The sequence below is a fragment of the Pseudomonas sp. R9.37 genome, from assembly GCF_963878885.1.
Classification (GTDB): Bacteria; Pseudomonadota; Gammaproteobacteria; order Pseudomonadales; family Pseudomonadaceae; genus Aquipseudomonas.
The window spans coordinates 85278-105783 of the sequence record NZ_CAWNZA010000005.1 but is presented as its reverse complement, the minus strand read 5'-3'; the positions used below and the strand labels follow the sequence as shown (position 1 = coordinate 105783).

Here is a 20506-nt window from a genome sequence, read left to right as displayed (position 1 = left end):
CGACACTGCGCCTCCCGCCCCGCCACACACGCCTCCTTGATTTCCAACCCCGCCACGCCCACGTCCAGTGCCAACCCCACATACGCGCCCTTGCCCAACCATTTCGACGTTTGCGCAATATCCCGCATCCGCTGCGCATACCCGGCGATCTCGCCCTTTTGCAGATAGCTTTTGGTAGAAATCCCCAACACCTTCTTCAGAGCCTGATTGCCCTGCAATCCGGTGCCAAATCGCGCCGCACCTTGCAGCTGGGTGTCCAGCAGCCCGAACAACGCCTTACGCTGGCGAAGAAACGCCTCACGGTCCAAACCAGTGTTTTTCAGGCGCTGATGCAGCTGTTCAATCGCCTCCAGGGTCTGCGCCACTTCATCCAGATGCCGGGCCCACGCTGACGTCGCGCTGCCCACGCCCAACGAGCCGTACCCCAAAAAACTCTGTAGCAGGTCATAGTTATTGACCACTTGGGGTCCGGCGCCAGCGTCCAACTCACGACGAATTGCCTCGGCCCGGCGTACCAGCCAGGCCTCTTCCATCGAACAGGTCACGCTGTAGGGATCGGGAACGATCACCAACTGCCCAGGCATCACCAGCCCAGGCCGCAGGTGCCTGTTTAGCACATCGAAATGGTCGGAACGCTGCCGACTCGGGGCACTGCCCATCAACCGGGATTTCAAGCCGCTGTAGTCCGTGGTGCGGTCGTTGATATAGCCCTGCGCCATGCCTCACATCCCTGGATGCAATGAAGTTGGCGTCGGAATATAAGCAAGCGGATACGCCCCGCACACAAGCCTGGGTAGGCTGAGTGATATTTCAGAAGCTGCCTACGTCGCAGGGGAAAAGCACCTACAAAAAGCCATTCACCACCACCGTTGATGGGCGGGTTAGTGGCATTCAGTCATGGTTTTTGAAGGGCCAGCAGGGCGTGTCTCTTTAAATTGCAGGACGTTTCCTAGACAATTCCTACCGCCTTGTGCCTGCCCGAATCGATGGCTAGTCTGCGGTCCGTCACTGCTTATCAGTGATCGGGTTTAGTCGCTCGGATTTAGGAGTAGGCGCATCGTCCCATAAAGTTTAATGGTGGCTGTGCGCAGGGCGCCCTCGGGCGCGCCGGATGCTCCTGACCGGTCGACTAACCTGCGTACAGCCGCCACCCTACGTTTAGTCGCGAAATGTGTCGGCTCCTTGATCACCCAGGAGCTGCAAAATGAAAAAAGTCGTCCCCGATCCACCCCATAACGCCACTAAAGACCGCGCCGCCTTCAACCGCGCCATCGACCATTACCAGCCTACCCAAGGTATTCAAATCGAAGACCTGAGCTTCGAAGACGCCCTGCTCTACACTTCCAGCTTGCTCGACAGCGCTTCGGCCACAACACTCAATTGCAGTGAGCGACTGCCCAGCCCCGAGCGGGCGAAAATTCTGGCGGTGTGGCATTTGCTGGAAATGGCCAAGACCACCGTAGACCGCTCCATCGAGTGCCTGAACCCCACAAAGTCGCCTGCCTGAATACAGTAAAACCGGTGGGCGCTGGCTTGCCAGCTCCCACGTGAGTCCAGCTTAAACTTCACTCGGGTATTGGCCGCCCACACACCCGCTAGGATTTAAACCTATCAGGCAAATATTCCTGCCTCTGCATCGCCTTCAGCACATCCGTCCCCCCTGAAAGAAAACAAGAAAGCTCTTCCTTCGATTCGCACACCGTCATGTCGGCAATCTGGGAATCGGTGCAGTGCTCCATCACAATTCTCATGCAATCGGCAAACACCATCAGCTCGCTCTCTGAGACCTTCAAATCAAACAGCGTGACGCTCGCAATACATTCTTTACGCAAAATATCCATAACACCCTTTCGCATGAATCAGCGGGCCAACCACCCCTCGGTCGGCCAGGCGCTGATTAAAGGCATGGCCATGTACCTGCCGCTACGGTGCGCTCGCTTTTTTGCGGGTGGATATTGCCCAACAGAATTATAAGTCCATAATGGACAAATCAGTTTATCCGCGGAGATAGCCATGCCCAGCACGCCTCACGTGATCAACCAGGCCCAGGCCCACGAATTACTTGCGCAAATCGATGTGCCTCACATCCTGCGCAAGTTGTTCCGCGACCTGGCCGCAGGGCTTGCGGTACAGCCGGCGCAACAGTGGGTGGAGTTCCCTCAGGGTGCCGGCGACTTTATCAACTACCTGGGCGTGCTGGCCGAAGACGGGGTGTACGGGGTCAAGACCTCGCCCTACATCGTGCGCGAGCGAGGGCCGCTGGTGAGCGCATGGACGCTGTTGATGTCGATGCGCACCGGCCAGCCTCTGTTGCTTTGCGATGCCGCCGAACTGACCACCGCGCGCACCGCGGCTACCACCGCGCTGGCGGTGGACGCGCTGGCACCGGCAACCGCGCGGCGCCTGGCGATTATCGGCAGCGGCAAGGTTGCGCAGGCGCACGTGCGCTATGTGCAGAACCTGCGCGACTGGCAGCACATCAGCCTGTATTCGCCGCGCCTTGGCCGCGCGAATGCCGAGACCCTCGCCCACCTCAAGGGCCTGGACCCGCGCCTGACCCTCGCCACGAGCTGTGACGCCGCCCTGGAAGACGCCGACGTCATCCTGCTCTGCACCTCCTCGGCAACACCTGTGATCGACCCGACACGCTTGCGCAAACCCGCGCTGATCACCTCCATCAGCACCAACGCGCCGCGCGCCCATGAAGTGCCGGCCGAATGCCTCGAGCACATGCACGTGTTCTGCGACTATCGCCAGACCACCCCAGGCGCGGCCGGCGAAATGCTGATCGCCGGCGAACGGCACGGTTGGGACAAGCGCACCATCGTCGGCGACTTGCCTGAGTTGCTCAGCGACATGGCGCAGCGCCCGGACTACGACCGCCCTGTGTTTTTCCGCTCCATCGGCCTGGGCCTGGAAGACATTGCACTGGCCAATGCCCTGTATCAGATACAGCGCTAACCGCCTTTTGAGGAGACGTTCATGAACTCTGCAGACTTCATCATTATCGGCGGCGGCATTGCTGGCGCCTCTACCGGTTTCTGGCTGTCGCAGCACGGCAAAGTGCTGGTACTGGAGCGCGAAAACCACCCGGCCTATCACTCCACCGGGCGCTCGGCAGCCCTCTACACCGCCGCCTATGGCACCCCGCAAGTGCGCGCGCTGACCCTGGCGAGCCGTGAATTTTTCGACAACCCGCCGCCTGGCTTTTGCGAACATCCACTGCTGACGCCCCGCGGAGAAATGACCGTGGATTTCAATGGCGACCCGGTGGAACTCAACAGCCAATACCTGAGCGCCAAGGCCACCGTGCCGCAAGTCGAGCAGCTGAGTGCCGACGAGGCTTGCGCACGCTTGCCAATCCTGCGGCGGGAAAAAGTCCACGGCGCAATCTTTGACCCTACCGCCAGCGACATCGACACCGACGCCCTGCACCAAGGCTATTTGCGCGGCATCCGTCGCCACCATGGCGACGTGCGCACCGACAGCCACGTACTGGGCTTGAGCCGTGACGCCGACGGCCTGTGGCATGTGCGCACCCAGGACGCGACCTACACCGCCCCAGTCATCATCAACGCCGCCGGCGCCTGGGCTGATCATATCGGCGGGCTGGCCGGCGCGGCGTCCATCGGCCTGCAACCCAAGCGCCGCTCGGCGTTTATCTTCGCCGGGCCCGAGGGTGTGGACACCCACCACTGGCCGATGCTGGTGGCGCTGGACGAAGCCTTCTACATGAAACCCGACGCCGGGATGTTCCTGGGTTCACCGGCCAACGCCGACCCGGTCGAGCCACAGGATGTGCAGCCTGAGGAGCTGGACATCGCCATGGGCATTTACCAGATCGAAGAAGCCACCACCCTGACCATCCGCCGCCCGACCCGCACCTGGGCCGGGCTGCGCAGCTTTGTCCACGACGGTGATTTGCTCTCGGGGTTCGATCCGCAGGTTCCGGGGTTGTTCTGGGTGGCGGCGCAAGGCGGCTATGGTATCCAGACCTCACCGGCCATGGGCCAGGCGAGCGCGGCCCTGGTGCGCGGTAACCCGTTGCCGGAGGCACTGACGCGGTTCGGCCTGGACGCTGGTATGCTCTCGCCCGTCCGCCTGGAGCCGCATTGATGAACACCGCCGAGCAAGAAAAGGTCATGCAGAATTTTCGCGCGATCGCCGATGCGATCGCCACGCTGTTCTTCCCTCATGCCGAAGTGGTGCTGCATGACTTGCGCACGCAAAAGGTCGATTACATCGCCAACAACCTGTCCAAACGCGCTGTCGGTGACGACTCGTCGCTGGAGGACATGCTCAGCGATGACGTCAGCGAAGTGAACATCGGTCCGTACGAAAAGCTCAACTGGGACGGTCAGAAAATCCGCAGCCTGAGCACCGTGCTGCACGACCACACCGGGCGCCGGCTTGCCGTGCTGTGCATCAACCTGAATATCTCGCTGTTCGAAAACGCGAAGGCGGCGCTGGACCTGTTTCTGTCGCCGAGCAAGCTGATCCCGCAGCCGGACTCGCTGTTTCGCGATGACTGGCAGGAACGGATCAACACCTTCCTGCATGCGTGGATGCGCGAACGCCAGTTGAGCCTGAATCTGCTGACGCGCGACCACAAGCGCGAGCTGGTGTTGGCGCTGCATGCCGAAGGCGCGTTCAAGGGCAAGAGCGCGTCGAACTATGTGGCGAATGTGCTGGGGATGGGACGGGCGACGGTTTACAAACACCTCAAGGAATTGAAGGGCTGAGCCGGCGCAGGAGCCGGTGTGCCGGCCCCTGCGAGGAGTCGGTACGCCGGCTTGAGGCGTCAGTCGCCGTAGATGTCGGACTTGAAATACTGCTGTGAAATCTTCTGGTACTCGCCATTGGCGCGGATTCCGTCGATGGCCGCGTTCAACTCGCCGACCAGCTCGGTATTGCCTTTGCGTACCGCAATCCCGGCGCCCTCGCCCACGTATTTCGGGTCCTTGAGTTCAGGGCCGACAAAGGCATAGCCCTTGCCACGTGGCATCGACAGAAAGTCGCTCAGCGGGATGGTGTCGGCAAAGATCGCATCGAGGCGCCCCGACGCCAGGTCCATGTAGATTTCTTCGTTGTTGCTGTAACGCTTGACGTTGATGCCCTTGGGCTCGAAGACCTCGGTGGCATAACGGTCGGTGGTCGTGGCGCGCTGCACCCCGACGGTCTTGCCCTTGAGGCTGGCGTACTGGTCATCCACGGTTGCGCCGTCCTTCATCACCAGGCGTGAGGAGGTGAAATAGTACTTGTGGGTGAAGTCCACCGACTTCTTGCGGTCTTCATTGATGGTCATGGACGACAGGGCCATGTCGATTTTCTTCACTTTGAGGGAAGGAATCAGGCCGTCGAATTCACCCTCGACCCACACGCATTTGACGTTCATCTGCGCGCACAGGGCGTTGCCGATGTCGTAGTCGAACCCGACGATCTTGCCATCCTGGGTCTTGGAAGCGAACGGTGGGTAGGCCGCCTCAATGCCAATGCGCAAGGTTTTTTCGGCCGCCAGCACATGGCTGGAAGCGAGCAGGCTGAAGGCCAGGGCGGTGATAAGCGTGTGTTTCTTCATGATTGGGTCTCGCAAGTTATTGTTGGTTTGGCAAGCGTGAAGAAATAAAGCCAGCGTTTACGCACGTTTTTGTACTTATAATTCCATACTGGACTTTTAAGTATAATTCGTCAATCCGCCTTCCCTTCAGGCAATAAAACGCCCGCCTCCAACGTTCCTAAACAAAACCTCCCATGAAAAATGCACCTGGGTCGCGCACAATAACGCGGCGCGCTGCCACTGCATCTGGACCTCAAGCCCGACCTGTAATTGCTGGATGTGCTGATGCGACACGTGGGTGGCTGGCAGGTACTGGCTGGTAAACGCATCGCTGATCAGTGGGCTGATCGTGGCGCAAATCATCATCGACCAGAGGCCTAAGACCCTGCTGTTGCGTGTGGATCACACGCACGAACTGCTCCGCGAGGCACGGCAGAGCTGTCTGCAACCAGACGGTGACACAGGGCAAGAACCCAGCGTCTCAGGCCCGTCCCGCTCACACCACAAGCAGCGCCTCATGCAATTGAATGCACGGTGTAGCGCCCTCGCAGCGCCGGCTGTCCAACCAGCCGCGCGTTTTGGCGATATCGAAGATCTGGCCGTTGTCCATCAATGCCAGGATCAGTTCGTCTGCCACCCGGTAACGTCCGCAGTCCGGGCAGTCGCGTTCTTCCCAGGGGCCGTCGCAGGCAACCCGTACCGCCGCCCTCACACAAATGAGGCAATTCATCGCGATCACCGTTTTTGTCGTTGTAAGCGGTGCAGTCCAGGCTGCTCGCGACAGCCCGGACCCTCCCAGGCTCTACTGGCTTTCCTGTGACTTGCCTTCCTGCATCTGCACCGAGGATTTGCTACCGCTGGTGTTGTCCTTGGTGGTGTTATTGGCGCTGTCAAAACAGCCGTGAAGCATCAACACACTGCACAGCCCCAAGCATCTGTATAACGTCTTCATCATCGTCTACCTGTTAGTGAGGTGGGTGAAAGCGCAAGGCCTTGGCAGGCGTCAGACCGGCGTACCTGGCTTGATGTCATAGGCTTTCTGCACCAGCTGCGCGCGCTTGCCCAGGCCTTCGTTGCTTTTGCGCGTCCAGGCCGATTCCATCTGCTTGCGCTGCTGGTCAATGATTGCCTTGGGCTCAACGTTTCGATAGGTGTCGATAGCCCCGGTAATCACCCCGATAGTGGTCTCGAAGACCGGCTCCGGGTCGTATTGCTCGTGGGGAAAGGCCAGTTTGCTGTAGTCGAAAAGGCGCTCGGAAGGTTCGTCTTGCCAGGTCTTCCAGGTTTCGAACATGCGGTCATTGAAGCCTGTGAGAAACGGCCCCGGGTTGACGGTGGCCACCTCGATGCCAAACTCCTTGAGCTCAAGGCTCATCGACTCGGCGATGGCCTCCACGGCGTGCTTGGACGACGCGTAGGCGCCGGCGAAAGGGTCGGCGGTCAGGCCGGCAACGGATGACATGAAGACGACCTTGCCCTTTTTCTTCAAGACCATTTTTTTCACAATCAGCTGAGTCAGCATCAATGGGCCAATCACGTTGACCTCATATTGACGGCGCAAATGCTCAGCAGGAATGTCCACGGTCGCGCCGCCTTCAGAAATACCGGCGTTGTTGAGCAGCACGTCGACGTCCCACTCAGCAGCCCTCAACCGGTCGCCCTCGTGCGTGACATCGAGCTTCTCGATACGCAGGTTGACACCCCGGCGGCGGGCTTCCTGTTCCAGCGCATGCACCTGGGCCACGATCTCGACGCCGGCAATCACGTCGAGGCCTTTTTTGGCCAGCCTGAGGGCTACCTCATAGCCGAAACCCGTACCTGCGCCGGTCACTAGAATTGTCATGATTTGCTCCTGGGAATGATGGGGTAGCGGTGGCCGGACGAAGCCTGCTATTCGTCCACACATGATTTATCTGGCCGGAGCGCAGCCGCGCTCGTTCAACTATTAGGCTCAATAGCTGACGAGTGGTTAGGACGTTACGCGAGTTAAAAAAAACTGAATCATTCATCTCAACCGCCCTCTTCCTAGTTAAAGGTCTGGCAATTAAGGAAGCGGATTTGAGTGATCTGGATTGGGTGCAGTGGCCAGCAATGCTGGTCACGGTTCTGGCGGCGTGGCTGATCGGCTCTCAGCGCCCCTCGCGCAGAATGGCGGGGTTCGTGTGCTTTTGTTTAAGCAATGTTCTGTGGGTTGTCTGGGGCGCTTACGCTGACGCCTATGCGCTGATCGTGCTGCAGATCTGCCTGGGCTTGATGAACCTGCGCGGGTTTAAAAAGAACTTTCAGAATCAGTAAAGTGGGTCATTCAGAAGCCCGGTGGGTGCGCAGATTTTTCCGGAAACCGCGCGCGTTCATGCCCAGCAGCGTGCATTCGAGCACGATCAGCGCGTAGGCATTCGCGTGCCATCCCCAAGCCACCCATAAGGCGTTGCTGAGGATGAAGCCCCAGAACGCGAACATGCGCCGGCGAGGCCGTTGAGACCCGATGAACCAGGCCGAGATCACCGTCACGACCATCGCAGGCCATTGCACCCAGTCGATAAACACCCGAGGTCACCCGGCCCCGAGCGTGACGTTTGCACTCGCACTGGGCTCGCTGACCACGTGGCCCGTGCCAGGCATGAGCGAAGCCAGGTATTCGCCGAACCCGCCCCGACATTTGTAATCACGGCGCGCACTGGTGATCACCGGGTTGGTGGCCGTCCACGCAATCCGCGCACCGGTCCTTTCCAGGTCAGCCACCAGGCGCACGTCCTCGTGAGCAACCAAATGCTGAAACCCACCGGCGTTGCGATAGGCGTCTGCACTCAGGCCCAGGTTGGCGCCATGGATATGCCGATGGTTTTCGACAAACTGGTAGAGGGCAAGATATCGAGAACGTGCGACCTCGTCGTACTCGCTCCAGCTGTCCACTTCGACGGTGCCACACACCGCGTCGGCGCCGAACGCGAGCTGACGCACCAGCCAATCCTGCGGCACGAGGGTATCGGCATCGGTGAAGGCCAGCCATTGGGCACCGGCCTCCAGTAGCTGCTCTGCGCCGACAGCCCTGGCCTGGCCGACGTTTCTATAGCAGACATCAAGCGTTGCCACGCCCAGTGCGGTTGCCCGCTCACCCGTTTGGTCCAAGCAGTCGTCCAGCACTACGAGGACCTCGACGCGCTGGTTTTGCAACGCCGGGTGCGCTATGGCAAGCAGCACGGAAGCCAGGCAATCACTGATGTGCCTTTGCTCGTTATGGGCAGGTATCACAATCCCTATCATTGACGTTCCCTCTACCTGGCGAAGTGTCTCCAGCTATCGACACCTCGCTTATCACGAAGGTTTAAAGTTTCTGGAACGCCCCTTGGGCCTGGCCGCTCAGATTGTTTATCGGCGCGCCACACTGGCGCTCTGGGGGCTTTGCATCGTTATTAAGCGCAGGAGAACACGGCATGAAGAACGCGCATCCATCGGCAGGTACGTTCAAGACCTTGCTGCTCGACCGCAACGGCTGGGTGCCGAACAACCCGCGCTTGCCGGTGATCATTTACCCGAACGCCATCCGCGTAACCGGAAGTGATCCGGCTGCGCTGTTTGAGCAGACGTTTTTGGCACACGGCTGGCCGCCCCAATGGCGGGACGGGGTCTACGACTACCACCACTACCATTGCGAAGGGCATGAGGTGTTGGGCATCGCCTGTGGTGATGCACGCTTGATGCTCGGCGGGCCCAATGGCCACGTGGTGTCGGTGACGCAAGGCGATGTGTTGTTGCTTCCCGCCGGTACCGGTCACTGCAATCTCGGTTGCAGTAAAGACTTTCTGGTGGTTGGCGCCTACCCGCCCGGTCAGCACGCAGATATAGGCCGCGAGGCACCGAGCGACGCGCAACTGCAGCGCATTGCTGGCCTGGCGTTTCCACAGCAAGACCCGGTTCAGGGTGACGCAGGCGCGGTCTGCACACATTGGTCTGCCCAGCGCGCAACTATCGAATGAACAGCAGGGTCAAAAATCGACACTGTTGAATTCGCAGTCACTACAGAAGGTAGCCCGTTATGTCCTACGATTATCAAGGTATTGCCAGCGTCATTACTGCATCACGTCACCTGGGCACACGCTCAGACGAACACCTGAATGAGTCGGTGAACATCCAATTGACCAGCAGCGGCAAGCCGACGATTGCGCGCCTGAGCTTTGACAAGCCCCTGCAATGGCCCGGTCACCCCAACTTTGTCGCGGTCAACCTGCCGGATGGCGCCTCGATTGGCGGCGTCATTATGGAAATCGAAAGGGCGAATGACGGCCCAGGTTGGGTGACGTTTACCGTGGACGACTGACTCGCGCGAGGGTCGCCGGCACGGCCATCGAATTGTCGGACAATTTTTTGAATCTTTTTTGACGCCAAATATCTGTACTTCATGAGCAACAGGAGGCCTCATGAAAGCGAGCGATCTATTTACCATCGAGTATCAGCTGCACGGCGTGCCGAAGTCTTTCATCGTTCGCGCGCCGCAGATGGACAACGCCCAGGCCTGGCACTGGGCCAGCTGCGACGCCGGCGTCGCAGTGATACCCAAATTTGGCCAGAACACGCTCAAGCGCGTTTCCAGGCCGATGGCCGAGCAATATGGAATTACTCACGTGCGCTGGAACAGCGCCGCAGAGATTCAATGGATGGAGGAACTTACGCAATGACTAGTCAAACCCTTCAATATTCCACGAGACAGGCGTGGGATGACCAAATCGCGCACACCACCGAGATGTTTTTCGAGGCCGATCGACTCGAAGCGGCGGCCTACAACATCATCGAGTCCTACAGCGGTGACACGGCGACCTGGGCACGCTTCAGCCAGGCCAAGCAGATCGCCGACAGACAACGCGCCGCCGCGCATCAAGAATGGATGCGAATACAGCAGGCGATGCGCAACTAGTCAGCCGCCAGCCCTGTCACGGCAGGGCTGGCTTGCTGGCCTCATGCACCCGACTCGGGATCCTTCGACGGTCCGCCGGGGGCAACCGCGCCCTGATTGACATCAGGCTTCCAGGGCCGGACGACATTCGGATCTTCTGACGTGTCACTTCGTTTCGCCGTCTCGGGGCGTACTTTCTGCCCGGCAGGTGCGCTTTCAGGTGGCTTCAAATGATCGCTCATGCAGCCGCCTCAATCGCTCACGTGCAGGACAACCTTGCCGTGCACATGCCCGTTGGCCAAAAAGTCCAATGCCTCTACTGCCGCCGCCAGCTCGAACTGCCTGGCGATATAGACCTGCACATTGCCAGCCTCGATCAACCCGGCAATCTCGGTCAACTCTTCGCCACGTGGCGCAGCCGTAAACCGCGTACCGGTCTTGCCCGTGGCCTGCGGATGATGGGCATCGGGCTGGGTCAGGGTCGACACCAGCCGCCCGCCCTCGCCCAGCACCTGCCATGAGCGCGCTTGCGTATCGCCGCCAATCAAGTCGATGACCAGGTCAAAGTTCTTGCAGATGTCTTCGAAACGCTCGGTCTTGTAGTCAATCGCACGGTCCACGCCCAGCTCACGCAAAAACGCCAGGCTGTCGGTGGAGGCCGTGGCGTAGACCTGGGCGCCCTTAACCTTGGCAAATTGAACGGCGAAGTGCCCCACACCGCCGGTGCCACCGTGGATCAAGACCTTTTGCCCCTGCTCGATGTGACCATGCTCCACCAACGCCTGCCAGGCGGTATGGCCTGCCAGCGGCACACCGGCGGCGACCGGCCAATCGAGCGCGGCCGGAATGCGCGCCAGATGCGCGGCAGGCACGCGGGCGTATTCGGCGTAGCCGCCATCGGCGCCGATCATTGCAAAGACCCGGTCGCCCGGTTTGAAATCACTGACACCCTGCCCGACCTTCTCGACCACACCGGCCACTTCACGGCCCAGGGTCAACGGCAGTTTGTCCTGCTTGACCTCGGGGTATTGACCCTGGCGAATCTTGTAGTCCACCGGGTTGATACCCACAAAAAAGTTCTTTACGAGCACTTCGCCCGTTTTCGGTTCCGGCACGTCGACATCGCGTAGCTGCATGACCTCGGGGCCGCCGAACTGCTCAATCCTGATTGCTTTCATGCCAAACACCTCATTGTCTTTTCAGAACATACAGGGGTGTGGAGGACTGTCGGCAACCTGGGGTTCAGTGGGTGTTGGGTTATGCAGACCAACGGTTCGGGCTGCCCTGCGAAAGCGCCTACGCGTTTTGCTCTGCATAGGCGCTTCGTGTGGGGGTTATTTACAACCGATACGGCCCGGCAACTGGCCTTGCTTCGCCTTCAGCGCAGCTTGCACCGGCTGCGGCAAATTGCTCCAGAAGGTCAGCCCTGAACGCTCTTCGATCTGGTTTACGGTCACCTGGTAGTCACAGAAGTTGGCGCCTTTGGGCGTCTCCTGGTTCATCACAAACGATGCGTACATACCGTTTTCGGGCGAGCTGCCGACAAAGATGATTTTCCAGTAACCACTGGGAATGGTGTGCACCTTGTTTGTGCCCGGCAGCGTGCCGACAAAATGCTCATACAGCGGCCCGGTGCTGACATACACCTGGTCGACGCCCGCCTGTTTGCTGAGGTTGCGCTCCTGATCTTCAAGATGCGCCCAGGGCCCCTGGTTAAGGTCGGACTTCTGCGGGGTGATGTTGGACAAATAATTGAGCGTCTGCCAGTCAGGCACGCCCGCCATGGAGGCGAGGTTGGCCTGATGGCCACGGTCGACTTTAAGCGCGATGTTCGCGCCGTTGTAATCCACCGGGTCGAGCGTTTCCCCGGCCGGAATGTCCGGATCCGTCTTCCAGTCGCGCGGGCGTCCGCTCGCCGGGGTGTCCTTGGTGATTTTGTACGAGACCCAGTTGGCAAACTTGGTCGAGCCGTTGTTGTTCAGCGTGTAGGCCTGACGGTTCAAAGTCAGAGGGCTTCCGCCGGCCGGACAGCCCACCGCGCAGTTGTCGAACGGCAATGCCTGCTGTGGTTGCGGCTGGGCAATGGCTGCCGATTCGCGGGTTCTATCCGGTGTGGTACAGGCGGCAACGAGCGGGATCAACAGAAACGCGAGGTGCTTGAACTTCATACTTCCTTGCATGGTGTAGCTCCTTGGGTGAATCAATGACAGAGGTCAATGGAAAGCCGACCGTTGCGATTCCATCGCGGGTCGACATAAACATTAAACCACTTTAAACATTTCAATATGAGGAAGGCTTTCAGGTTTCCAGCAAAAACGGATTCGACATTGCGCCGTACCAGGCGTTGACGTCATTCAACGCTGCCAAGCAAAAAAACAAGGAGGTCATCAAAGCAATGGGCTCAGCGGTGAATAGAGCTGCAGGCGGGAATTGTCGGCTCGTCGTCACGTTACCGACTGCCGTGGATAGGTTGATGGCGGTCATGGAAACCGACGCTGCAACCGCAGGCCGTTTATTTGCAGGGAGCCCTGCGTGATGGGATGGCAACTCGGTGTTGGCGAGCGGCTTTTTGAGCCGCCGCCGTGCAGCCTCGCGGCCCAAAGCGCTAGCGCCCAAGCCTTTATCGAAGACAAACCCGTGTGAAGAAGCTAGGGCATAAAGCCCTAGCAGGTCTCACTTCTTCTTTTTCGACGACTTCTCTGACTTCTCAGATTTTTCTGACGTCTTCGCTTTTTCTGGCTTGCTGTCCGCTTTTTTCACAGATTTCTTTGGTTCGGCTTTTACAGACTTCTTTGGTTCGGCCTCTTTTTTCTTGTCTTTCTTCTCGGAAGACTTTGAAAGAGCCGATGCTGCTGCGGATTTCTTTGCGGGTGAGGACTTTTTGTCTTTCAATTCCTTGCTGGCTTTCGAAGCGTCACCTTTGCTTTTCTTCTCGTCTTTAGCCACGTTGCCCACCTCTCGGAGTATGCCGATATTGGCAAATCGCCTGTGCAATTCGTCACAAGCTAATCGTTAGGTAAGCGTGTTCAACGGCGGTTCAAATTTTTGCTGCGTCGAAATCGACTGAGCGATTTTGGTTTCGTCTTTCTCATCCAGGTTTTCAGCAGCCTCGTATCGGGACCGCACAGTACAACGGCGAGCAATCCCTGCTGGTTGACAGCAGGTGTGGTGTGAACACACCCCGCTGTGGACGAAATAATGAACGCGTGGCGGCCTCACGTTTCAGAACGGTATGCGCCAAGATTTGACTGAAGGGAGACAGCCAATGAGCACCGCGTTACACCGGGCCCGGCTGATAATGAAATACCCGTCACGAACATTACAGTTATCAACCTGGAGACTCTCCATGCGACCTCAAACATCATTTATATTCGACCTCGACGGCACGCTCACCGACAGCGTTTACCAAAACGTAGCGGCGTGGAAAGAGGCACTTGATTCCGAGGGCATTCCGCTGGCTATGTGGCGCATTCACCGCAAGATCGGTATGAGCGGAGGGCTCATGTTAAAGACCCTGTCGCGTGAAACCGGTGTAACCATTACTGAAGCGCAAGGCGCGGCATTAAGTAAGAAACATGCTGCTGCGTATGAGGCGCTCAAAGGCCAGATAACGGCACTTCCAGGGTCAGTCGAGTTATTAAAAACCCTGACTGAAGACAATATAAAGTGGTGTATTGCTACCAGCGGCGGCTTGTCTACTGCCAGGATCAACTTAGAAGCGCTTGGCTTGGATATTAACGCGATCAATATAATCACCCGCGACGATGTTAAATACGGCAAGCCGGATCCAGATCTTTTCCTTGCCGCCGCGCGCAAGCTCGATGTACCGATCGAGGATTGTGTCGTAGTGGGCGATGCCATATGGGACATGCTTGCGGCAAGGCGTTGCAAAGCGACAGGCGTCGGCTTGCTTTCAGGCGGCTACGACATCAGCGAGCTTGAAAGAGCGGGAGCGCTGAGGGTGTACGAGGACCCGCAAGATCTTTTGCAGCATTTAGAGGAAGTCGCATCCAGGCCTTGATTTCCCACAATCCATCCAGGTTTTTAACAGCGGTCTGACGCTCTTTCGCCCTTGAGCGCTGATGCGTCGCTGATGCGCCGTCACCGGCCACCGCCTACGTCGGTATCGGCTGCGCAAATAGAATTTTCGCTGCTCGGTGGATATCCAAATCGCTGTAATCGAATGGTGTGCCGAACAGCTGTTCAAGCCGCACGGCAGGCACTTAATCAAATCGACTGAAGGGACTCTCCAATGAGCGCAATCTGCAAACCCTATAGGATCAAAACGCTGTGCGCGGCGGTGTTGGCGCCATTGCTCGCCGCCTGTGCGAGCAATAACTCGCCCTCTAACGTCGTCGCGCCGGGGGATACCCAATCGCCCACTACCCAGTCCCTGGACGCCGGCGCGGCACTGCTTCAATCACGCCCGCCGATAGACGCATTGAACGCGTACCTGGATGGCTTTCATTTTTATAACGGCCACATGAATGCACAGATGGAGGCCCACCATTACTGCGCCATCCTTAACGAGGAAGTCATCCAGTGTGTGATCTACGATGGCAATCGCAAGGACGCCAAGCTGATGGGTGTCGAGTACATCATCAGCGAACACTTATTTGCCGGCCTGCCCAAAGCCGAGCAAGCGCTTTGGCACAGTCATGTTCACGAAGTGAAATCAGGTCAGCTGATAGCGCCCGGTATTCCTGAAGTAGCTGAGCACGCATTGATGGAAAAGCTCGTCCATACCTACGGCAAGACGTGGCATACCTGGCATACCGACCTCAATAAAGACCTGCCTCTGGGCGTGCCTCAGCTCATGATGGGTTTCACCGCAGATGGGCAGGCAGATCCTCAGATGGTTGCAGATCGGGATCGTCGATTCGGCGTCGATAGCGCGCAAAAGCACAAAGCGCGAGCGGACATACCGGCCCCCGCCGTTGCGCCAGGCGCGGATGCGTGGCGTCAGGGTAAGGTGTTCCAGATAGCGGATCCGACAAACACGCCGCATCAGCACTGACGTCATCGCCCATTAAATGCTGATAAGAAAAAGGCGCTCCGAAGAGCGCCTTAAATCGAATTATTGCAGGCTTACTTGACGCTGTTCTGGCTTGCTGGCCGTACCGATCTGGATGCGTTTTGGCTTGGCTTCTTCGGGAATCACTCGAAGCAGCTCGATTGCCAGCAGACCATGGGTGAGCGATGCACCTTGCACTTCGATATGGTCAGCCAGCCGGAAGGACAAGCGGAAGGCCCGTTGCGCGATGCCCTGGTGAAGGTAAGTCACCTTCTCGTCGCTTTCACGTTTTCCACCGGAAACGTTCAGTACGCCGTTTTCAACCTGAATGTCTATGTCCTCCTCAGTAAGACCCGCCACTGCAATCACGATGCGGTATTGATCATCACCGTGTTTCTCGACGTTATGAGGTGGATAGGTATTACCAGCCTCGCTACGAAGCGCCGATTCAAACAGGTCGTTGAAGCGATCAAAACCCACAGACTGACGAAACAGAGGGGCCAAAGAAAGAGTAGTAGCCATAGTAAAATCTCCTGAGTTTTCTCCAAGTGATTTAAGACGCGACCCGTTTGCGGCATCGCGTAAAACCGAAATAGGTACGCCCAAAACATTTTCAAGGGCATCCCGAAAAAAATTTTTCCATTTCAAATTCTCGGGTTAAGCCTTGCGCGCACCGCTCCAGGCAGGCGCAGGTCTGAACCGATTTTCTCTCGGCAGAACGCGCCTGCAGCGAGCGAATTCGTCAGCGGTTCAGGGACAGTAGCTTGCTACTCAGACAGGTCGCGGTGCCGCAAAAGCCAGCAAAGCAGGCCCAGTACCAATGTCGCGAAACCTAGTGCCGCAATGGTCGAAGCCGGAGTGACGGCCGAATCCAGGATGACAAATTTTCGGCTCAGGGCCAGCAATGCAATCATCAGTACCGTTCTCACCTGCACGACGCTGTTTCGCCTGAGGGCGGGCCGTACTATCGAATGCTTGAACTCCAAGGCAATCAGTACCGTGAAAATGGAGCCGAATAGTGCTTGGAATGCGTTGTGATCCAGCGGATCAATGGCTCCCCCTATCAGAAGGGGTACTACATTCCTGCAAAGCTGCAACACGGCGATAACGATCACCAGCGCTATGATCAGACTCAGCGCGAGCACCACCAGTTGCTCGAAGCGTTCATAGGCGCTCATCAAAGCCCACTGGATTTTAAAGTTTTTGAATGTCGAATTATTCTCACGATTTTCTGGATGAAGCTTAGACACGACCTCTCTCCTCTTGTCTTGGAGGACTTATGTAAGACGCTCGAAGTCAGTTTGTGAAAAGATAGCGATTGCCTTGAGTTTCAGGCCTGTTGATCTGCACTTGATATGCCTCTGGGTGCAATGAGCCGAATCCAATTTACCTGCTGGGTAGACAAACAACGGCGGGTTAAGATGCCCACCGTTGCACGGTTTGACCAAGTAGGGGCACACGAACTTAATATCAAGGACGCCTGTTGAAAAAGTCAGAGCTTCCCGTCAAAACCTGCGCTACCTGTGGGCTTCCTTTCACATGGCGAAAGAAATGGGCCCGTTGCTGGGACGAAGTTCGCTATTGCTCGGAGCGCTGCAGACGCAGCAAATCACCAAAAACTGAATAAAAAAAAGGGCTCTTTAAGCCCTTTTTGTGTTCACGCGGGGTTTACTTGGTCAGCCAAGACTCAACTGTGTCAGCGCCGTGCTTGCTCTTCCACTCTTTCAAGCCTTTGTGATTACCACCTTTGGTTTCAATGGTTTCTCCAGTGTGCGGGTTTTTATAAACCTTCACCTGGCGAGCTTTGCGAGTGCCCGTTTTTGGCGCCGGTGCAGTAGCGCGGCCCTTGGATTGTGGATCAAGCAGGTTGATCACGTCTTTGAGGCTATAGCCATACTTTGCGAGCAAATCGCGAAGTTTGGTTTCGAATTCAATTTCTTTCTTGAGGCCGGCGTCGCCTTTCAGCGCTTCGAGCGCCTGGAGTTGCTCAGCAAGGTGTTTTTCGAGTTGACGAAATTCTGCGAGTTTAGACATTGGAAACCTCTTCTAGATGTGTTGTTACGTTACACCAAAAAAGACACCAGCATGAATGGGTAAACCTGTCGACACACGTCCGGGGTCATGAACTCAATCCCATAGAAAGAGTGAGTTCAGTTACTGAGAGAATAGACTCCCGTGCCTAAAGCGTACTTACCGACAGTAAACAGTCCAAAGCTGATCGACACGGGTCGTGAAGCTTTGGCTCATCATCTCTCTTCGCATGCCCCAATCTGGGTCGATAGGCACGCCGGCCAAGCGCATCGTCCCCCTGCCCCACCGGCCGTTGATCGCATCCAGAACGCCCATGACCTTCTGCGTAGCCTCAGGTTGGGAGATGGAAAAAAGATCGTCGGTGTATTCGCCTTTCTGGCAGAGGTTAACCAGAAGCACCTCGGCTTTGCTGTACTTGAAGCCCGGTCTGAACACTTGCTCCACGGCGTCAATTGCAGTCTTGGTCATCAGGCGAACATCGTCGGTCGGGTATGGGAGCTCGACCAGCACCCCGTTGGCATACTTCGCTTCATCAGGGTTGAACATGCCCGTGCGAATGCTCACTCGAATGCGTTTGCAGAGTGATTTCTGAGCGCGAAGCTTCTCAGTGGCCCTCATCATGTAGGTAGCAATGGCCTCCTTTATCGGCGCGATCTCAGTCAGCCGGTTGCCAAACATTCTTGAGCAACAAATTTCCTGCTTGGGCGGATCAGGCTCATCAAGCGTCAGGCATGAGGTGCCAGCAAGCTCGCGAGCTGTCTTTTCGACGACGATACTGAACCTGTTACGCAGCGCAGTGGGGTCCGCTCGCGAAAGATCCCACGCCGTATTGATACCCATGGCTTGAAGGTGCGGAGTCATCTTGCGGCCTACCCCCCACACGTCAGACACGGGGCACTTCTTCAGCACCCATTCACGCTTGGTCTGATCGCGAAGATCGACCACCCCACCACTCTGCGCTTGCCATTTTTTGGCCGCATGATTGGCCAGTTTGCTCAGGGTTTTTGTACCTGCGATACCCACCCCGACCGGAATACCGGTGCTGCGGTAAACCTGGGTGCGTATGCGACGCCCAAGGCCTTCCAGATCACCTTGCACGCCAGTCAGTTCAGCGAAGGCCTCATCGATGCTGTAGACCTCCACCGCCGGTACCAGCGCCTCGATGACGGTCATTACGCGCTGGCTCATGTCGCCGTAGAGCGCATAATTCGACGAGAACGCGACGATGCCGTGCTGCTTCAGTTTTTGCTTAATCTGGAAGTACGGCTCACCCATTCTTACGAAGGGTTTGGCACAGGCACTTCTCGCGATTACGCATCCGTCGTTATTGCTAAGCACCACGATAGGCGTATTTCGAAGGTCAGGCCTGAATACACGCTCGCAGCTGGCGTAAAAGGAATTGCAGTCGATCAGGGCAAAGACCGGCTCAGGCTTTTTCATGGCTGCGTACGCTGTACAAGACAACGCCCCACACCAATAGCTCTTCACCTTCCATCATGTACCGCGAAGGATATTTGGGGTTCTCTGACTTAAGAACGATCTGGCCACTCTCCTTGATGAGGCGCTTGCACACGGGCTCACAATCGACCGCTGCAATCACGATGTGGCCCGACTCAACCTCCAGAGACCTGTCGACGATTGCCAGGTCCCCGGGGAAAATACCGGCGCCAACCATGCTGTCCCCTTCGATCCGTACCAGGTACATGTGCGGCGCACGCAGGTCCAGAAGCTCATCGAGCGAGACGTTTTGTTCAAGATGATCTGCGGCCGGCGAAGGAAAACCTGCCGGCACCCGGTACGAGTAGAAAGGAAGCTGAACGCCGTTACTGGAAAGTGGCCCAAAAAGGGTGACCATGATGCAAACGCCAAATACTGTATGTGCGTACAGTTAACCGTTGAGTCGGGTTGGCGGTCAAATAGTGCGTGGCCCCAGCCGACAGGAGGTCTTTAATCGGCCGGGATTTAGCTGTGCACCACGCTCATTCCACGTAACGCAACCAAAGGTGCGTCCGACCGCAAACCGACTGTGCGACTGCGCTTACGCGTGCAGGCAGGTCTTCAATGCCCGTGTTGTAGAGCGCACAGAAGTCTTTGGCAACGGCGTCAGCGCGCGACATATCAAGCGGCGCCGCACGAATGAAGCCCAGATAGGAGGCCCCCACGCCCATCAACTCATAGCCATGCGCTTCAGAGAAATGGCGCGCAACTGCACAGTTTTTCGCAGGGTCCAGATCGCAAGTGAAATAGCCATTCGGAAAAGCCGCGAGTGCCTGGCAAGACTGCTCAACGGGCACCAGCAGCGCTGATAGGGGTTGTTCTAGAAGAGCAACCGGGTTGTTCTGGTAACCGATCCACGCCTGCAGGGCCTGCTCATCCAGCGTCAAACCATGAGCGCACGCATCTTCGAAAGACGTGCCCGCAACCAGGCGTGTGAAATTGCGCAGGCAGATTGCGAACTCCGCTTTCGTCGTCGGATAGCCTATGTATAGACCTTGCTCGAAGCACTCAGGAGGCAGGCCAGCGATGTCCTGCTCCGTTGCATCATCCATCCCCAGGTTATTGCGCACATGGCCCGAGGTGTAGCGGGCTTGGTGCAGATCATCGAGCGAGAACAGAGGTTTAAAGCCTGGGTGTAGCTCAGCAATCCTGCGACGCGCTTCGGTCAGGTCCTCAACGCTGGTCAGCCCACTCACACCATACTCATCGCACGTACCTACAGACGGGTTCTCACGCATGCCATTACCGCGAAATTCGATATCCATAGTCCTTGGCCTGCTCCAGGGTGTTACGCGATTGAGTGAGCAACCCTGAGCCTTTCAGGATTGTCAGAGGAAGATCCATTTCCACGCCACGACAGGATCTGGTTTGACTCACGATTAATCGTTATCGATGCAAAGTTGACGTTCGCAGATGCATGATTTCGGCGTAAGGGTTAATTACCCTGATACTGCGCCCTGGCGCTCGTGTACTGCTCGTGCCACCGGATGACAAGTTCAGCATGTTGCTCATGGGT

General features: G+C 57.4%; 31 protein-coding genes. 12 read left to right on the top strand and 19 right to left on the bottom strand.

The window, feature by feature from the left end; all coding sequences use genetic code 11:
- On the bottom strand, positions 1-719 hold a 719-nt coding region (locus tag AACU78_RS04475; RefSeq protein ID WP_106580013.1), incomplete at its 3' end, for a hypothetical protein.
- Positions 720-1204: 485 nt separating this feature from the next.
- Here AACU78_RS04475 and AACU78_RS04470 point away from each other — a divergent pair.
- Entirely contained in the window at positions 1205-1507 is a 303-nt protein-coding gene (locus tag AACU78_RS04470; protein ID WP_106580012.1) for a DUF6124 family protein, read from the top strand.
- 88 nt (positions 1508-1595) lie between these two features.
- On the opposite strand, the gene AACU78_RS04465 is transcribed toward AACU78_RS04470, so the two are convergent.
- On the bottom strand, positions 1596-1841 hold the full coding sequence (locus AACU78_RS04465; RefSeq protein ID WP_106580011.1) for a hypothetical protein: 246 nt from the start codon (positions 1839-1841) through the stop codon (positions 1596-1598).
- A gap of 172 nt (positions 1842-2013) precedes the next feature.
- Between AACU78_RS04465 and AACU78_RS04460 the strand changes: the two genes are divergently transcribed.
- From AACU78_RS04460 to AACU78_RS04450, 3 genes are read left to right on the top strand one after another with little or no spacing between them, the layout of a single operon-like run.
- Positions 2014-2961, top strand: coding sequence for an ornithine cyclodeaminase family protein (locus AACU78_RS04460; RefSeq protein WP_106580010.1), 948 nt, complete (start codon positions 2014-2016; stop codon positions 2959-2961).
- A 21-nt stretch (positions 2962-2982) separates the two neighbouring features.
- A complete protein-coding gene (locus AACU78_RS04455) occupies positions 2983-4116 on the top strand; it encodes an NAD(P)/FAD-dependent oxidoreductase (RefSeq protein WP_106580009.1) in 1134 nt (377 codons plus the stop codon).
- The gene (locus AACU78_RS04450; RefSeq protein WP_106580008.1) at positions 4116-4742 is read left to right on the top strand and encodes a helix-turn-helix transcriptional regulator; all 627 of its coding nucleotides are present in this window, start codon (positions 4116-4118) and stop codon (positions 4740-4742) included. The genes AACU78_RS04455 and AACU78_RS04450 overlap by 1 nt, the downstream gene beginning before the upstream one ends.
- Positions 4743-4801: 59 nt before the next feature.
- On the opposite strand, the gene AACU78_RS04445 is transcribed toward AACU78_RS04450, so the two are convergent.
- From AACU78_RS04445 to AACU78_RS04425, 5 genes are all read right to left on the bottom strand, one after another.
- Positions 4802-5578, bottom strand: a complete 777-nt coding sequence (locus AACU78_RS04445) for an ABC transporter substrate-binding protein (RefSeq protein WP_106580007.1) — start codon at positions 5576-5578, stop codon at positions 4802-4804.
- 126 nt (positions 5579-5704) lie between these two features.
- Complete coding sequence (locus AACU78_RS04440) at positions 5705-5923, bottom strand: hypothetical protein (RefSeq protein ID WP_106580006.1); 219 nt, start codon at positions 5921-5923, stop codon at positions 5705-5707.
- 130 nt (positions 5924-6053) lie between these two features.
- The gene (locus AACU78_RS04435; RefSeq protein ID WP_106580005.1) at positions 6054-6287 is read right to left on the bottom strand and encodes a hypothetical protein; all 234 of its coding nucleotides are present in this window, start codon (positions 6285-6287) and stop codon (positions 6054-6056) included.
- Between the two features lie 72 nt (positions 6288-6359).
- Positions 6360-6509 (bottom strand): hypothetical protein, encoded by a 150-nt coding sequence (locus AACU78_RS04430; RefSeq protein WP_177410134.1) that lies wholly within the window; start codon positions 6507-6509, stop codon positions 6360-6362.
- A gap of 51 nt (positions 6510-6560) precedes the next feature.
- Positions 6561-7400: an SDR family oxidoreductase gene (locus tag AACU78_RS04425; RefSeq protein ID WP_106580004.1), complete on the bottom strand. Its 840-nt coding sequence runs from the start codon at positions 7398-7400 to the stop codon at positions 6561-6563.
- A gap of 215 nt (positions 7401-7615) precedes the next feature.
- Between AACU78_RS04425 and AACU78_RS04420 the strand changes: the two genes are divergently transcribed.
- Positions 7616-7852 (top strand): hypothetical protein, encoded by a 237-nt coding sequence (locus AACU78_RS04420; RefSeq protein WP_106580003.1) that lies wholly within the window; start codon positions 7616-7618, stop codon positions 7850-7852.
- A gap of 6 nt (positions 7853-7858) precedes the next feature.
- Here AACU78_RS04420 and AACU78_RS04415 read toward each other — a convergent pair whose 3' ends face one another.
- Positions 7859-8074, bottom strand: a complete 216-nt coding sequence (locus tag AACU78_RS04415; protein ID WP_106580020.1) for a hypothetical protein — start codon at positions 8072-8074, stop codon at positions 7859-7861.
- A 36-nt stretch (positions 8075-8110) separates the two neighbouring features.
- A complete protein-coding gene (locus tag AACU78_RS04410) occupies positions 8111-8821 on the bottom strand; it encodes a glycosyltransferase (RefSeq protein WP_106580002.1) in 711 nt (236 codons plus the stop codon).
- 170 nt (positions 8822-8991) lie between these two features.
- On the opposite strand from AACU78_RS04410, the gene AACU78_RS04405 reads away from it, so the two are divergent.
- The 4 genes from AACU78_RS04405 to AACU78_RS04390 all read left to right on the top strand — a co-directional run bounded on the left by AACU78_RS04405 (position 8992) and on the right by AACU78_RS04390 (position 10469).
- Complete coding sequence (locus tag AACU78_RS04405) at positions 8992-9534, top strand: cupin (RefSeq protein ID WP_177410133.1); 543 nt, start codon at positions 8992-8994, stop codon at positions 9532-9534.
- A gap of 59 nt (positions 9535-9593) precedes the next feature.
- A complete protein-coding gene (locus AACU78_RS04400) occupies positions 9594-9875 on the top strand; it encodes a hypothetical protein (protein ID WP_106580001.1) in 282 nt (93 codons plus the stop codon).
- A 100-nt stretch (positions 9876-9975) separates the two neighbouring features.
- Positions 9976-10233 carry a DUF6555 family protein gene (locus AACU78_RS04395; protein ID WP_106580000.1) on the top strand — a complete coding sequence of 86 codons (258 nt, stop codon included), beginning with the start codon at positions 9976-9978 and terminating at the stop codon, positions 10231-10233.
- A complete protein-coding gene (locus tag AACU78_RS04390; RefSeq protein WP_106579999.1) occupies positions 10230-10469 on the top strand; it encodes a hypothetical protein in 240 nt (79 codons plus the stop codon). The genes AACU78_RS04395 and AACU78_RS04390 overlap by 4 nt, the downstream gene beginning before the upstream one ends.
- Positions 10470-10699: 230 nt before the next feature.
- Here AACU78_RS04390 and AACU78_RS04385 read toward each other — a convergent pair whose 3' ends face one another.
- From AACU78_RS04385 to AACU78_RS04370, 4 genes are all read right to left on the bottom strand, one after another.
- Positions 10700-11626, bottom strand: a complete 927-nt coding sequence (locus AACU78_RS04385; protein WP_106579998.1) for an NADP-dependent oxidoreductase — start codon at positions 11624-11626, stop codon at positions 10700-10702.
- A 156-nt stretch (positions 11627-11782) separates the two neighbouring features.
- A complete protein-coding gene (locus AACU78_RS04380) occupies positions 11783-12628 on the bottom strand; it encodes a DNA/RNA non-specific endonuclease (RefSeq protein ID WP_106579997.1) in 846 nt (281 codons plus the stop codon).
- A 118-nt stretch (positions 12629-12746) separates the two neighbouring features.
- Entirely contained in the window at positions 12747-12932 is a 186-nt protein-coding gene (locus tag AACU78_RS04375) for a hypothetical protein (RefSeq protein WP_146151467.1), read from the bottom strand.
- Positions 12933-13121: 189 nt separating this feature from the next.
- Positions 13122-13403, bottom strand: coding sequence for a hypothetical protein (locus AACU78_RS04370; protein ID WP_169368629.1), 282 nt, complete (start codon positions 13401-13403; stop codon positions 13122-13124).
- 391 nt (positions 13404-13794) lie between these two features.
- Between AACU78_RS04370 and AACU78_RS04365 the strand changes: the two genes are divergently transcribed.
- The gene (locus tag AACU78_RS04365) at positions 13795-14469 is read left to right on the top strand and encodes an HAD family hydrolase (RefSeq protein WP_106579996.1); all 675 of its coding nucleotides are present in this window, start codon (positions 13795-13797) and stop codon (positions 14467-14469) included.
- 231 nt (positions 14470-14700) lie between these two features.
- Positions 14701-15465 (top strand): OBAP family protein, encoded by a 765-nt coding sequence (locus tag AACU78_RS04360; RefSeq protein WP_106579995.1) that lies wholly within the window; start codon positions 14701-14703, stop codon positions 15463-15465.
- A 60-nt stretch (positions 15466-15525) separates the two neighbouring features.
- Here the strand turns inward: AACU78_RS04360 and AACU78_RS04355 are convergent, their stop codons facing one another.
- Positions 15526-15984 (bottom strand): Hsp20 family protein, encoded by a 459-nt coding sequence (locus AACU78_RS04355; RefSeq protein ID WP_106579994.1) that lies wholly within the window; start codon positions 15982-15984, stop codon positions 15526-15528.
- A gap of 245 nt (positions 15985-16229) precedes the next feature.
- Positions 16230-16640 carry a phosphate-starvation-inducible PsiE family protein gene (locus AACU78_RS04350; protein WP_106580017.1) on the bottom strand — a complete coding sequence of 137 codons (411 nt, stop codon included), beginning with the start codon at positions 16638-16640 and terminating at the stop codon, positions 16230-16232.
- Between the two features lie 305 nt (positions 16641-16945).
- On the opposite strand from AACU78_RS04350, the gene AACU78_RS04345 reads away from it, so the two are divergent.
- Positions 16946-17089, top strand: a complete 144-nt coding sequence (locus tag AACU78_RS04345) for a DUF2256 domain-containing protein (protein ID WP_106579993.1) — start codon at positions 16946-16948, stop codon at positions 17087-17089.
- 41 nt (positions 17090-17130) lie between these two features.
- Here AACU78_RS04345 and AACU78_RS04340 read toward each other — a convergent pair whose 3' ends face one another.
- From AACU78_RS04340 to AACU78_RS04325, 4 genes are all read right to left on the bottom strand, one after another.
- Positions 17131-17496, bottom strand: a complete 366-nt coding sequence (locus AACU78_RS04340) for a histone-like nucleoid-structuring protein, MvaT/MvaU family (protein WP_106579992.1) — start codon at positions 17494-17496, stop codon at positions 17131-17133.
- A gap of 156 nt (positions 17497-17652) precedes the next feature.
- Positions 17653-18933 carry a translesion error-prone DNA polymerase V subunit UmuC gene (umuC, locus tag AACU78_RS04335; protein WP_106579991.1) on the bottom strand — a complete coding sequence of 427 codons (1281 nt, stop codon included), beginning with the start codon at positions 18931-18933 and terminating at the stop codon, positions 17653-17655.
- Positions 18920-19348, bottom strand: coding sequence for a LexA family protein (locus tag AACU78_RS04330; RefSeq protein WP_106579990.1), 429 nt, complete (start codon positions 19346-19348; stop codon positions 18920-18922). The genes umuC and AACU78_RS04330 overlap by 14 nt, the downstream gene beginning before the upstream one ends.
- Positions 19349-19472: 124 nt before the next feature.
- Positions 19473-20255, bottom strand: a complete 783-nt coding sequence (locus AACU78_RS04325) for a DUF4253 domain-containing protein (protein ID WP_256587050.1) — start codon at positions 20253-20255, stop codon at positions 19473-19475.
- Positions 20256-20506: the final 251 nt, after the last annotated feature.